Here is a 12984-nt window from a genome sequence, read left to right on the forward strand (position 1 = left end):
CGCTCAGCCCCCGAACGGTCTGATCTGGACCAGGTGCACGCGCCCGTCGGCGGCCACCCACTCCACGTCCACCGGCTGGTCGCCGTCGGCGAAGTGCGCCTGCAGCAGCCTGCCCGCGAGCGCGAGCCGGGCCAGCAGCGGCTTCACCGCGTCGTCCACATCGGACTGGAAAGCGCCGAGGGACAGTGTCCGCCCGCCGCCCTCCATCGTGTTGTAGACGTGCTCGATCGGCAGGGCCGCGCCGGAGACGACGTCCTCGACCGAGCGCGGGGAGATGTTGAGGAACACGCCGCGGATGTCGGCTGGTTGGACCGGGTTGGCGGTCACCATGACGCCGCCGAGGTCGCCGTGCACCTGCCGCTGCACGATCACGGCCATGTGCGCGTCGGCGATGCCCGCCTCGCGGCGCAGCCGGGTCGCGCGCGGGGAGCGCAGCGACGCCCGCACCCTGGCGATGGCGGCGGGCACGTCCTCGGCGGCGACGCCGGTCAGCGACTCGTAGATGCCCGCCGCGGAGAAGCCGGGCAGGTCCTCGGCGTCGGACGAGCTGCGCACCGCGTACGGGCCGGGGCCGACGTGGCGGGCGAGCGCCGCGGCGACGCGGGCGCCCAGATCGTCGGTGTCCGCGGTCCCGAACGGCAGCGCGATGCCCGGCGGGACGGACAGCGTCTCGCGCAGCAGGCGGTTCGCGGCGTCGGCGAGCGCGTCCGGCCGCGGCTCGTCGAGGAGCCGGGCGAGGTGGGCCAGCAGGTTCGGGCGCGGGGGGCGAGGCCGCTCGTAGTAGCCGAGCAGCCGGTCGGAACCGTCCCGCAGCACGCGCGCGACCTCGCCGAGGTGCGCGGCCTTGGTGCCGTAGCGGACGGCGTCGGCGATGCCGATCCGGTCGAGCGGGGCGATCTCGTCGTGCGCGGTGTCGGCCACCGGCACCACCACCGCCCGACGTGGCGGGCCCGCGTCGACGGGCAGCGGCTCGCCTCGGCTCAGCCGGACCGACGGCTGGGCGGGATCGACCTCGTAGACGACCCAGGCGCCGTCGAGCCCGTCGCGCGCGATGGTGTCGAGGACGCCGAGCTGGACGGCGTTGGGGATGTCCCAGCCGCGGGCGAGGATGTTCGTGTGCGACAGCGGCGTGGTGTGCGCGGAGTTGAGAATTCCGGACACCCTCGGGATGTCCTCGGGAACGCGGTCCATGACGACGATGTCGAACCAGCGCAGCGGTTCCGCAGCGCGGTATTCCGCCTCGCTCCCGAATGCGCGCAAACGGCCGTGTGCGCGTCCGGGGCGAAGCGGGACAAAAGGTGAGGACGCATACAATTCAGTGGCGTGCACCCGGGGCAGCTCGTCCGGCGGAATTAGCGCGACGAATCGCTCCTGCAGGTGGTTCGCGGGCTTGAAGAACACCGGCGGGCCGACGATGCTGCGCCGTACCCGCTCGTACAGGTCGCGCGCCATGTCGGCCGACATCGTGTCGACCTCGGTCGTCTCCAGCGCGTAGAAGGGGGAGCCGCCGCGCTCGTACCGGCCAAGGGTGGCCAGGTAGAAGCGGCGATCCGGCGCGCGCATGACGCTGTGGTTGAACGCGTCCAAGATCCGTTCGATCTCGCCGGGGGGAAGATCGAGAATGTGCTTGGCGATGTACTGGACGTGCAGCAGATGGGCCGCCTCGTCGAGGAAATGAATGCTGTTCGTGACTTTGTCGATCACGAGCTTCACATACGGGATGCCCGACAACATGCCGGACAACCGATCGAACGTGGAGACGTCAAGTAGCTGATCAACTACGGATGGTAATGATAATTCAGCGTGCTGGGTCGACACGGCACGACACCTTTCCCCTCGGTCAAGTTGACCTTACCACCGGGTGAACGGCGGGTTTCGGGGATTGGAATTGCCGAAATCAACTGTATAGCCGTGCCCGTATTGTCGGAAACGGGACGACGGTCACGATGCGGACATCAGAGTTCGCGCGTGCGGCCGTACGCGAGCCGGGTCACCTGCTCGTCGTACTCGGCGCGCTCGGCCCGGCTGAGGGTGCGGGGCGCGCCGATGGCCGCCGCGCGCCAGTAGAGCGTGCAGCCCCACTCCAGCAGCAGCGCGCGTTCGGTCGCCGTCGCCAGGTCCGCGCCGTGGGTCAGGGCGCCGTGGTTGGCCATGAGCGCCGCCGTCCTGCCGTCCAGCGCGTCGAGCACCGCGTCGGCGAGTTCCGGGGTGCCGAAGGTGCGGTAGGGCGCGACGCGGACTGTGCCGCCCAGCTCCATCAGCTGGTAGTGCACGCACGGCAGCTCGTCGAGGACCAGGGAGAGCGCGGTGGCCATGGGGGCGTGCGTGTGCACGACCGCGCCCGCCCGGTACCGCCGGTAGACGCCCAGGTGCAGGTCCAGCTCCGAGGTCGGGGCCAGGGCGCCGTCGACCACCGTCCCGTCGAGGTCGACGACGGTGATCTGCTCGGCCCGCGCCTCGGCCAGCCGGATCCCGGTCGGGGTGATCGCGACGAGGTCGCCGTCGCGGGCGCTGACGTTGCCCGCCGTCCCCAGCACCATGCCCTCGGCGGCCAGCCGCCGGGACTGCCGGGCCACCTCGTCGCGCGCCGCACGCAGCTTCATGTCCCCGATCATGCCCAAACCGGACGGTCCCGCGGCAGGTGTGGCACCTTTGTGGGGTGCGAATTCTGATCGTGGAGGACGAGGAGCCCCTGGCCGAGGCCATCGCCCGCGGCCTGCGGCGCGAGGGCATGGCCGTGGACGTCGCGCTCGACGGGAACGAGGGCCACGAGAAGGCGAGCATCACCCGCTACGACGTCGTCGTCCTCGACCGCGACCTGCCCGGCATGCACGGCGACGAGCTGTGCCGGGAGATCGTCGCCTCCGGCGCGCTCACCCGGGTCCTCATGCTGACCGCCAGCGACGCCGTCGCCGACCGGGTCGAGGGCCTGTCCCTGGGCGCCGACGACTACCTGGCCAAGCCGTTCGCCTTCCCCGAGCTGGTCGCGCGCGTGCGCGCCCTGGCCCGCCGCGCCACCCCGGTGACCCCGCCGGTGCTGGTCGCGGGCGACCTGGAGCTCGACCCGGCCCGCCGCACGGTGACCAGGGCGGGGCAGCCGGTGGAGCTGACCCGCAAGGAGTTCGGCGTGCTGGAGGTCCTGCTCTCCGCGCGCGGGTCCGTGGTGAGCAGCGAGGAACTGCTGGAACGGGTGTGGGACGAGAACGCCGACCCGTTCACCACCACCGTGCGCGTCACGGTGATGACCCTGCGCAAGAAGCTGGGCGATCCGGGCCTGATCGACACCGTCGTCGGGTCCGGGTACCGCGTGCGCGCGGCGAAGTAGGTGGGGCTGCGGACGCGGATCACGCTGCTGGCCACGCTGCTGGTCGCGGTGGTCAGCGCGCTGCTGCTGTGGCTGGGCTGGGTGCTCGCCGGTGGCGTGGTCGCCTCGGTGCCGTCGCTGCCGCCGGGGGAGACGGTGCTGGTCGGCGGCGTCCCGGTGACGGCAGACAAGCTGGCCGACGCGCTGGCCGACGACGCCCGCGACCGGCTGCTGCTGGCCGGGTCCGTGGCGTTCGTGTGCGTGGTGACGGCGACGGCGCTGCTGTCGTGGGTCGTCACCGGCCGGGTGCTGCGCCCGCTGCGCGAGGTGACGGCGACCGCGCACCGGCTGTCGGTGGAGTCGCTCGGCCAGCGCATCAACCACCGCGGCCCCCGCGACGAGGTCGCCGAGCTGGCCGCCACCTTCGACGCGATGCTCGACCGGTTGCAGGCGGCCTTCGCCGCGCAGCGCCAGTTCGTCGCCAACGCCAGCCACGAGCTGCGCACGCCGCTCGCGGTGATCCGCACCGAGCTGGACGTGACCCTGGCCGACCCGGACGCCTCCGTCCACGAGCTGCGGCGGATGGGCGACGTGGCCAGGACCGCGACGCTGAAGGCGGGCAGGCTGGTGGAGGCGCTGCTGGTGCTGGCCCGCACGGACGGCCTGGGCGTCGGGGCCACCGGTCCGGTCGACCTGGCTGCCGTGGTCGCCAGCGCGTGGCGCGCCATCCGCGCCGAGGCCGACGCGCGGGCGGTCAGCGCGACCTTCCACACCGCCCCCGCCCCGGTCATCGGCGACGCGCCGCTGCTGGAGCGGGTGGCGGGGAACCTGCTGGAGAACGCCGTGCGGCACAACCACGACGGCGGCTGGATCGAGGTCAGGACCAGCCACGATCCACAGTGGAGCGTGCTGCGGGTCGCCTCGTCCGGCGCGGTGGTCGCCCCCGAGCGGGTGGGGGAGCTGTTCGAGCCGTTCCGCCGGGGCGGGGTCGACCGGACCGCGCAGACGGGCACGGGCCTGGGGCTGTCGATCGTGCGGGCGGTCGTGCGCGCCCACGGCGGGCGGGTCACCGCGGAGGCGGTGCCGGGTGGTGGACTGGTGGTGACCGTCCGCCTCCCCGTCATGCGGGCGGGGTGAGGCGGGCCTTGAGGGCCTGCGCGTCGACGGGGGCGCGGACCTTGGCGTCGTTGTCGAAGTAGGCGTAGACGTCGCCGTGCCGCAGCCAGCGGCGGATCTTGGCGGCCCAGCGGTCGAGGGCGGCGTCGGTGTACCCGCTGGTGTAGAGCTCCTCGTCGCCGTGCAGTCTGATGTAGACGAAGTCGGTGGTGATCTCCTCGATGTTGGGCCAGTCCCCGGCGGCGTCGGCGACCACGATGGCCGTCCCGTACGCGCGCATCAGGTCGGTGAACTCCGGGGAGGTGAAGCCGGGGTTGCGGGGCTCGACGGCGTGCCGCAGCGGCCGGTCCTCGTCGGTGGTGGTGTGGGCGCGCCCGTCGACGCGGTGGTCGTGCTTGGCGGCCAGGCGGGCGGCCTCGGCCGTGCTGCGGGGGAGCGCCTTGAGGAAGTCCTCGATGACGTCGCGCTCGTACGGGAAGGTGGCGGGCAGCTGCCAGAGGAGCGGGCCGAGCTTGGGGCCGAGCGCGAGCAGGCCGGAGGCGAAGAAGTTTGCCATGGCCGCCTCGGCGTCCCGGAGCCGCTTCATGTGGGTGATGAAGCGCGACCCCTTGACCGCGAACACGAAGTCGTCGGGCGTCTGGTCCCGCCAGGACTCGTAGCTGCTGGGGCGCTGCAGGGAGTAGAAGGAGCCGTTGATCTCGACGGAGTCCAGCAGGCCTGCCAGGTAGGCCAGCTCCCGCTTCTGCGTCACGCCCTTCGGGTAGAACACACCGCGCCAGGGCGGGTACACCCACCCCGACGTCCCGATCCGGACGGTGCCTGCCACCGGCCCATGATGACACCGCTGGGGGAGCCGGGCCGAATACGCCGCTGCCCCCGGCTCAGGCGAACCGGGGGCAGCGGAGCGGGTCAGGCCGGGACGGAGGCGACGCCCGGGGCCAGGAACGGCTTGCCGTTGACCTTCTCCGCGATGCCCTCGCGGTCGAGGAACGGCGTCGCGCCGCCCATCCAGAACGGCCAGCCGGCGCCGAGGATCATGCACAGGTCGATGTCCTGGGCCTCGGCGACCACGCCCTCGTCGAGCATGATGCGGATCTCCTCGGCGACGCCCTCCAGCGCGCGCTGGCGCACCTCGTCGGAGGACAGCGGGGTGTCGCCGAACTGCCAGAGCGCGGCCACCTCGGGGTCGACGGTCTGGTTGCCCGCCGCGTCCCACGTCCACACCGCGGTCTTGCCCGCCTCCACGAACCGCTTCATGTTGTCGCTCACCGGGAAGCGGTCGGGGAAGGCGCGGTGCATCGTCTCGGCGACGTGCAGGGCGACGGCGGGGCCGACGAGCTGCAGCAGCACCAGCGGGCTCATCGGCAGGCCGAGGTCCTCGGTGGCCTTGTCGGCGACCTCGAACGGCGTGCCCTCGTCCACCGCGCGGATGATCTCACCCATGAAGCGGGTCAGCAGGCGGTTGACCACGAACGCCGGGGCGTCCTTGACCAGCACGCAGGACTTCTTCAGCGACTTGCCCACCGAGAACGCCGTCGCCAGGGTGGCGTCGTCGGTGCGCTCGGCGCGGACGATCTCCAGCAGCGGCATGACCGCGACCGGGTTGAAGAAGTGGAAGCCGACGACCCGCTCGGGGTGCTTCAGGCCGGACGCCATCTCGGTGATCGACAGCGACGAGGTGTTCGTCGCCAGCACGCAGGTCTCGCTGACGTGCGCCTCGACCTCGGCGAACACCTGCTGCTTGACCTTCATCTCCTCGAACACGGCCTCGATGACGAAGTCCGCGTCGGCGAAGGCCGCCTTGTCCAGCGAGCCGCTGACCAGGGCCTTGAGCCGGTTCGCGCCGTCGGCCGACAGCCGCCCCTTGGCGGCGAGCTTGTCGATCTCGGCGTGCACGTAGGACACGCCCTTGTCGACCCGCGCCTGGTCGATGTCGGTGAGCACCACCGGCACCTTGAGCTGACGGGCGAACAGCAGCGCCATCTGCGAGGCCATCAGGCCCGCGCCGACGATGCCGACCTTGGTCACCGGCCGGGCCAGGCCCTTGTCCGGCGCGCCCGCGGGCCGCTTGGCGCGCTTCTGCACCAGGTTGAACGAGTAGAGCCCCGCGCGCAGCTCGTCGGTCATGAGCACGTCGGCGAGCGCCTCGGTCTCGGCGGCGTAACCGCGGTCGAGGTCGTTCTCCCGCGCCAGCTCCAGCAGCTCCAGCGCCCGCAGGGCGCCGGGCGATGCGCCCTTGGTCTTGTCCTGGACGATCTGCCTCGCCCGGGCGACGGCAGCGTCCCAGCCCGCGCCGCGGTCGATCTCCCTGCGCTCCACCGTGACGGCGCCCGCCAGCACGTCGGCTGCCCAGCGCAGCGACTCCTCGATGAAGTCCGCCGAGCCCAACAGCGCGTCGACCATGCCGAGGTCGAACGCCTGCTTCGGCTTGAGCATCCGGTTCTGCGACAGCGCGTTCTCGAAGATCACGGTCACCGCGGCGTCCGGGCCGATGAGGTTCGGCAGCAGCTGCGTGCCGCCCCAGCCCGGGAACAGGCCGAGGAACACCTCGGGCAGCGCGATCGCGGCCGTGTTGTCGCTGAGCGTGCGGTAGTGGCAGGACAGCGCCAGCTCGACGCCGCCGCCCATCACCGCGCCGTTGACGAAGGCGAAGGTCGGCACCGGCGAGTCGGTGAACCGCTTGAACACCGTGTGCCCGGCCTCGGCGATCCTGTGCGCGAGCTCGCGCTGGGCGACCTGCTCCACCCCGGACAGGTCGGCGCCCACGGCGAAGATGAACGGCTTGCCGGTGACCGCGATCGCCGAGGGCTCGGCGGCGAACGCGACGTCGAGCGCCTCGTTGAGGCTCACCAGGCTCTGCGGCCCGAAGGTCGACGGGCGGGTGTGGTCGTGGCCGTTGTCCAGCGTGATCAGCGCGACCGGCTTCGCCACGCCCGGGACCCGCACGAGCCGGGTGACCGCGCGGGTGACGACCTCGTCGGGGAAGGCCGCGGCGGCCTCGTCCTTGGTGAACATCACTTCTCCCCGTTCCAGTGCGGGTTCTCCCAGATGACCGTTCCGCCCATGCCGATGCCGATGCACATGGTGGTCAGGCCGTAGCGCACGTCGGGGCGCTCGGCGAACTGGCGCGACAGCTGCGTCATCAGCCGCACGCCGGAGGACGCCAGCGGGTGCCCGCAGGCGATCGCGCCGCCCCACTGGTTGACCCTCGGGTCGTCGTCGGCGATGCCGAAGTGGTCGAGGAACGCCAGCACCTGCACGGCGAACGCCTCGTTGATCTCGAACAGGCCGATGTCCGAGATGGACAGACCGGTGCGGGCGAGCACCTTCTCCGTGGCCGGGACCGGCCCGACGCCCATCACCTCGGGCTCGACGCCCGCGAAGGCGTAGCCGACCAGCCGCATGCCGACCGGCAGGCCCAGCTCGCGGGCGGTCGCCTCGTCGGCGAGGATGCAGCCGGTCGCGCCGTCGTTGAGGCCTGCGGCGTTGCCCGCGGTGACGCGCCCGTGCGGGCGGAACGGGGTCTTGAGCGCGGCCAGCGTCTCCACGGTGGTGCCGGGGCGCGGCGGCTCGTCCTCGGTGGCCAGGCCCCAGCCCAGCTCGGCGGAGCGGGTGGCGACGGGGACCAGCTCGGGGCCGATCTTGCCCGTCTTGACCGCCTCGGCGTAGCGCTCCTGGCTGCGGGCGGCGTACTCGTCGCAGCGCTGCTTGGTCAGGTGCGGGTAGCGGTCGTGCACGTTCTCCGCGGTCTGGCCCATGACCAGCGCGGTCGGGTCGACCAGCTTGTCGGCCACGATGCGCGGGTTCGGGTCGACGCCCTCGCCCATCGGGTGGCGGCCCATGTGCTCGACGCCGCCTGCGATCACGATGTCGTAGGCGCCGAAGGCGATGCCGCTGGCGGTGGTGGTCACCGCGGTCATCGCGCCCGCGCACATGCGGTCGATGGCGAAGCCGGGCACGGACTTGGGCAGCCCGGACAGCAGCGCCGCGGTGCGGCCGATGGTCAGGCCCTGGTCGCCGATCTGCGTGGTCGCCGCGATGGCGACCTCGTCGACGCGCTCCGGCGGGAGCTCGGGATAGCGGCGCAGCAGTTCGCGGATGACCTTCACGACGAGGTCGTCAGCGCGGGTCTCCGCGTAGATGCCCTTCGGTCCTGCCTTGCCGAACGGTGTGCGGACACCGTCGACGAAGACCACGTTCCGAACGGCCCGCTCGGGTGCGGCGGGTGCGGCCACGGGTGCTCCTTCGAGTTGGACTACCGACCGGTAACGATGCTAGCCGATGTTACCGACGAGTAGCAGCGGGCGGGCGTGCCACGGTCGGGTGGTGCGCGTCAGCCGTCGAGGCCGACCCGCTCGGCCAGGTCGGCAACGGCGGCGTCGAAGAACTCGTCCGCGGGCTCGATCGCGCCCCTGAACTGGCCGAACAGCTCGAAGCTGACCATCCCGGACACCTGCGTCCATGCTCGGACCACCCGCGCCATCGCTCCCGGCGCGATCGGGCTGTCCAGGGCCGCCGCGGTGTCCGTCATCTGCTTGGCGAGGATGGGGCTCAGCGGCGAGTCGGGCGCGTCCTCGGCGATGGTGGTGAGCACCTTCGCCACCCGCGTCGCGGGGCCGACCGTGTCGCGCGGGGCCTGGTAGCCGGGGATGGGGGAGCCGTAGATCAGCATGTACTCAGCCGGGTTGGCCAGCGCCCACGCGCGGACGGCCCGGCAGACCCGCGCCCAGCGCTGCGTGCGCGGCGCCCCCGGGTCGTCCGCCTGCTCGGCGGCCTCGCCCAGCGCGTCGTACGCGTCGATGATCAGCGCGGTCAGCAGCTCGTCGCGGCTGGGGAAGTAGCGGTAGATGGCCGACGAGACGAACCCCATGGACCGGGCCACGCCGCGCAGGGAGAGGTTGTGGACCCCGTCCTCGCGCAACTGCCTGCGGGCCTCGTCCTTGATCTGCCGGATCGCGGCGATCCTCGCCTGGTGCCGCGTCGTGCGGTGCTCAGCCATGGGGGGAGTCTACGAGAGCAGTGCTCTTGACGAGAGCAGTGCTCTCGGTTTTACTGGGACGCACAGGGAGAGCAGTGCTCTCGGAAATGTCGAGGAGACGCCATGCGGTACCAGAAGCCCGGCTCGTTCACCCAGCGCGTGTTCAACCCGATCGTGGCTTTCCTGGTGCGGCGCGGGGTGAACGTGGCGGGGTCGCGGGTGCTGGTCGTGCGCGGGCGCAAGAGCGGGCAACTCCGGTCGACCCCGGTCAACCTGCTGGTCATGGACGGCGAGCGCTACCTGGTGGCCCCGCGCGGCCACACCGAGTGGGTGCGGAACCTCCGGGTCGCAGGCGAGGGTGAGCTGCGGCTCGGGAAGAAGGCCGAGCCGTTCACCGCGACCGAACTGCCCGACCCGGCCAAGGTCGACGTCCTCCGCGCCTACCTCAAGCGCTGGGCCTGGGAAGTGGGCGTCTTCTTCGACAAGGTCGACGCCGACTCCCCGACCGCCGAACTGCTGCGCGTCGCCCCGGACCACCCGGTGTTCCGCCTGAGCTGAGCCTGCGCGTTGTGGGGGTGCCCGCTGTCGTCGCTGACCGCGCGCTTGGACGGCGATGGCGTCGTGGATGTGTGGGCGGGCGTCTCGAGTGTGTTGAGGACAGTGCGTGCGGTGTGATCGCCCGGGGCTTGTCCCCGGAGTGACTGCTGCGGTGTGGGACGCGCCGGATCACCCGTGGGTCGGGGGGTGATCCGGCGCGTGGGGTTTACGCGGTGGCGAGGTCGAACACGTGGACCGCGCCGTTGCCGGGCAGGGTCACCAGTTCGACGGTCTTCGCCGGGTCCAGGGGGATCGAGTTGGCGAAGACGCGGTACTCGTAGGCCGCGTCGCCGTAGCCGGTTGGGCGGTTGCGGCCGGCCGTCGCCGCCACCAGGGTCGCGCCGTGGGCGCCTGCGTCCTGGAAGGACCAGTTCGGGAAGCCGAGGGTGGCCGACGCGGCGGTGCCGTCGGAGTACCAGACCGTCACCGTGCCGGTCGCGGCGAAGCTGGAGCCAGAGCCGAGGAACACCAGGCGGGAGCCCTGCCCGGTGAACTCGATCGTGCGGCCGCCGCCCGCGGCGTTGTCCGGGGTCCCGACCGGCACGGACGGCCAGCGCAGCGTCGCGCCCAGCGCCGTGACCGCGGCGCCCGGGGTCAGGCCCTTCTCGGCGAGCCGGGCCGAGGAGAACGAGTTGCCCTCGCCGTCGAAGTTCCCGGGCGTGGGGTTGGACTCCGCGGTGACGCCCACGTTGTTGTACGCGGCCGCCAACCCGGCCAGCGGGGCGCCGGACCGCTCAAGGCGGGTTCCGGTGGCGGTCCCCGCCCCGTCGCCGCCCCGATAGGACGCGGTCGCGGTGAACTTGCGGACAGTGAACGACGCGGGCTTCTCCGGGACGTGGATCAGGAACTCCACCGTGGCCGACGCGCCGGGGGCGAGCGCCTCCTTCACCGACCGCGACGCCGGGTACGACGTCCAGCCGATCGGCCCGGCGAACGAGACCGACAGCCGCGACAGCCGCGCCGAGCCGCCGTTGGTCACCGTCACCTCCACAGTGGACACAGCGGGCCCGTCGAGGTCGACGGCGCCGATCGTCACCGCGACGGCGGCCGACGCCGACGCCGGGACCGGTGCGGCGAGCAGACCGAGGACCGCGAGCAGGAGCAGGAGTCTGGAGCGCATCGCTGTCCTCCTCAGACGGTCGCGGGCATGGCCGACGGACGGGAGTCGAGGCCCACGCGGGGCGTCATCCACTGCCCTCGGGTGAAGTCCGGCACCCGCACCGGCTTGCCGTCGCGCTCCAGCGACCGCACGCTCAGCGGCACCGGCGAGCACCAGACGGCCGAGTCGTAGACGTCGATGTCGGGGACCAGACCCGCGCGCATCTGCTGCACGACGCGCCACTGCAGCACGTAGTCCATGCCGCCGTGCCCGCCGTTGTTCTCGTCGCCGACCTCTTTCCACAGCCAGTGGTCGAAGCGGTCGCGGTACGGGCGGAAGTCCTGCCAGGCGTGCCCGCCGTGGTCGGGCTCCAGGTAGACGCGGGCCGGGTAGTCCTCCACGATCCCGCGACTGCCCGCCAGGCTGTTGATCCGGCTGTACGGCCGGGGCGAGCTGACGTCGTGCTCGGCCCGGATCACCCGCCCGCGCTCGGTGTCGATCAGGCAGGTGACCAGGTCGCCGTTGATGTAGGTCTCGTTCCACGACGGATGCCCCTGGGGCACGTGCCGCGCGCGGTAGTCGGCCAGGCCGCGCGGGGCGGTGGCGGTCGCGCGCAGGTAGGTGAACCGGTCGCCGCGGTTGACGTCCATGCACGCCGCGATCGGGGCGAGGCCGTGCATCGGGTAGAAGCTGGCGATGCTGCGCGTGTGCCACTTCCTGCGCCAGGCGTCGGTGTAGTACGTGTCGGAGAACAGCAGCGCGCGCAGGTCGTGCAGGTAGCCGCCGTGGCCGTTGGTGATCTCGCCGAAGACGCCCTCGTGCGCCATCTTCAGCATGGCCAGCTCGTTGCGGCCGTAGCTGCAGTTCTCCATCAGGAACAGGTGTTTGCGGGTCAGCTCGCTGGTGTCGACCAGGTCCCACAGCTCGGCCAGCTCGGTCGCGATGGGCAGCTCGACGCCGACGTGCTTGCCGCCCAGCAGCGCGCCCTTGCCCTGCGCGTAGTGGAACTCCCACGGCGTGGCGATGTAGACGAAGTCGACGTCGTCGGCGGCGAACAGCGACCGGTCGGTCGCGTGGACCGCGGGCCGCGGTTTGCCCAGCGAGACCAGCCGGTCCGCGGCCCGGTTCGCCCGGTCGGCGCGGACGTCGTGGACGGCGGTGACCACGCACCCGGGCACGGCCGCCCAGCCGTCGAGCATGCCCATACCCCGGTTGCCCAGCCCGACCAGCCCGACGCGCACCGTGCGGTGCTCCTCGAACGGGACGCCGATCATGGTGCGCTGATCGCGGCGCCTGCGGGGATCGGCAGTCGCGTCGTCGGCCGAGGCCGACGCTGGCAGGGCGGCGAGCGCACCCGCGGCCAGGGCGCCGCCGAACAGCGAGCGCCGGGAGACGTTGAGCAGGTCGGTCATCGAGCACCACTCCCAGGTGGGTCGCAGGGGATGCCCGAAACTGTGTCTTGACGCTCATTCCATGTCAAGACATGCTTGCTGCGAACGCACTTCAATCATCTTCGGTCAGACCATAGATCGTTGAGATGATCAGATCATCTGAGTGGCGAGAGCGCTCAGATGCCGCGCGCATCAGATGATCTGATCATCGAGATGACCTGACCATCCAGATGATGTGACCATCTGGGGGCTGGCGATCGCCCAGATGATCCGACCATCTCGGCGAGGCGGTCACTCAAATGATCAGGCCATCCGGATGACAGATGATCAGACCATCCGGATGGCGCGACCATTCAGATGGCTACATCATCCGAATGACCTCATCATCCAGATGTTCTGATCATCCGGATGGTCGCATCATCTGAACGCCGGAGGCCGGGTCGGGCAGTGCCCGACCCGGCCCGGGGTTTGGGGCGTCCGGCGCGGCCCGGTTTGGGGC

General features: G+C 71.7%; 11 protein-coding genes. 3 read left to right on the forward strand and 8 right to left on the reverse strand.

The window, feature by feature from the left end:
• Positions 1-3: 3 nt before the first annotated feature.
• Entirely contained in the window at positions 4-1704 is a 1701-nt protein-coding gene (locus tag Actkin_RS08575; RefSeq protein WP_258906609.1) for a PEP/pyruvate-binding domain-containing protein, read from the reverse strand.
• Between the two features lie 251 nt (positions 1705-1955).
• The gene (locus Actkin_RS08580) at positions 1956-2603 is read right to left on the reverse strand and encodes a class II aldolase/adducin family protein (protein ID WP_189213209.1); all 648 of its coding nucleotides are present in this window, start codon (positions 2601-2603) and stop codon (positions 1956-1958) included.
• A 56-nt stretch (positions 2604-2659) separates the two neighbouring features.
• On the opposite strand from Actkin_RS08580, the gene Actkin_RS08585 reads away from it, so the two are divergent.
• Both Actkin_RS08585 and Actkin_RS08590 read left to right on the forward strand, forming a co-directional pair.
• Positions 2660-3325: a response regulator transcription factor gene (locus tag Actkin_RS08585; RefSeq protein ID WP_189213208.1), complete on the forward strand. Its 666-nt coding sequence runs from the start codon at positions 2660-2662 to the stop codon at positions 3323-3325.
• Complete coding sequence (locus Actkin_RS08590; RefSeq protein ID WP_258906611.1) at positions 3326-4441, forward strand: sensor histidine kinase; 1116 nt, start codon at positions 3326-3328, stop codon at positions 4439-4441.
• Here Actkin_RS08590 and Actkin_RS08595 read toward each other — a convergent pair.
• The 4 genes from Actkin_RS08595 to Actkin_RS08610 form a co-directional block, all read right to left on the reverse strand.
• Positions 4425-5246, reverse strand: coding sequence for a DUF72 domain-containing protein (locus Actkin_RS08595; RefSeq protein ID WP_258906612.1), 822 nt, complete (start codon positions 5244-5246; stop codon positions 4425-4427). The two genes, Actkin_RS08590 and Actkin_RS08595, sit on opposite strands and share 17 nt — an antisense overlap.
• 83 nt (positions 5247-5329) lie before the next feature.
• Entirely contained in the window at positions 5330-7435 is a 2106-nt protein-coding gene (locus tag Actkin_RS08600; RefSeq protein WP_396122947.1) for a 3-hydroxyacyl-CoA dehydrogenase NAD-binding domain-containing protein, read from the reverse strand.
• On the reverse strand, positions 7435-8655 hold the full coding sequence (locus tag Actkin_RS08605; protein WP_189213205.1) for a thiolase family protein: 1221 nt from the start codon (positions 8653-8655) through the stop codon (positions 7435-7437). The genes Actkin_RS08600 and Actkin_RS08605 overlap by 1 nt, the downstream gene beginning before the upstream one ends.
• Before the next feature lie 98 nt (positions 8656-8753).
• Positions 8754-9419, reverse strand: coding sequence for a TetR/AcrR family transcriptional regulator (locus Actkin_RS08610; protein ID WP_258906614.1), 666 nt, complete (start codon positions 9417-9419; stop codon positions 8754-8756).
• A 102-nt stretch (positions 9420-9521) separates the two neighbouring features.
• Here Actkin_RS08610 and Actkin_RS08615 point away from each other — a divergent pair, with 102 nt between their 5' ends.
• Positions 9522-9956 (forward strand): nitroreductase family deazaflavin-dependent oxidoreductase, encoded by a 435-nt coding sequence (locus Actkin_RS08615; RefSeq protein WP_189213203.1) that lies wholly within the window; start codon positions 9522-9524, stop codon positions 9954-9956.
• A 205-nt stretch (positions 9957-10161) separates the two neighbouring features.
• On the opposite strand, the gene Actkin_RS08620 is transcribed toward Actkin_RS08615, so the two are convergent.
• On the reverse strand, positions 10162-11115 hold the full coding sequence (locus tag Actkin_RS08620) for an NEW3 domain-containing protein (RefSeq protein WP_189213202.1): 954 nt from the start codon (positions 11113-11115) through the stop codon (positions 10162-10164).
• An 11-nt stretch (positions 11116-11126) separates the two neighbouring features.
• Positions 11127-12506 carry a Gfo/Idh/MocA family protein gene (locus Actkin_RS08625; protein WP_189213201.1) on the reverse strand — a complete coding sequence of 460 codons (1380 nt, stop codon included), beginning with the start codon at positions 12504-12506 and terminating at the stop codon, positions 11127-11129.
• Between the last annotated feature and the right edge of the window lie 478 nt (positions 12507-12984).

Origin of the sequence: Actinokineospora sp. UTMC 2448, from assembly GCF_024760565.1 — a bacterium.
Lineage (GTDB): Bacteria > Actinomycetota > Actinomycetes > Mycobacteriales > Pseudonocardiaceae > Actinokineospora > Actinokineospora fastidiosa.

Excerpts from the sequence above, each read along its gene's own strand:
- Actkin_RS08615 (WP_189213203.1), top strand. The coding sequence starts at position 9,522 with ATGCGGTACCAGAAGCCCGGCTCGTTCACCCAGCGCGTGTTCAACCCG.
- Actkin_RS08600 (WP_396122947.1), bottom strand. The coding sequence starts at position 7,435 with ATGTTCACCAAGGACGAGGCCGCCGCGGCCTTCCCCGACGAGGTCGTC.
- Actkin_RS08625 (WP_189213201.1), bottom strand. The coding sequence starts at position 12,506 with ATGACCGACCTGCTCAACGTCTCCCGGCGCTCGCTGTTCGGCGGCGCC.
- Actkin_RS08620 (WP_189213202.1), bottom strand. The coding sequence starts at position 11,115 with ATGCGCTCCAGACTCCTGCTCCTGCTCGCGGTCCTCGGTCTGCTCGCC.
- Actkin_RS08580 (WP_189213209.1), bottom strand. The coding sequence starts at position 2,603 with ATGAAGCTGCGTGCGGCGCGCGACGAGGTGGCCCGGCAGTCCCGGCGG.
- Actkin_RS08610 (WP_258906614.1), bottom strand. The coding sequence starts at position 9,419 with ATGGCTGAGCACCGCACGACGCGGCACCAGGCGAGGATCGCCGCGATC.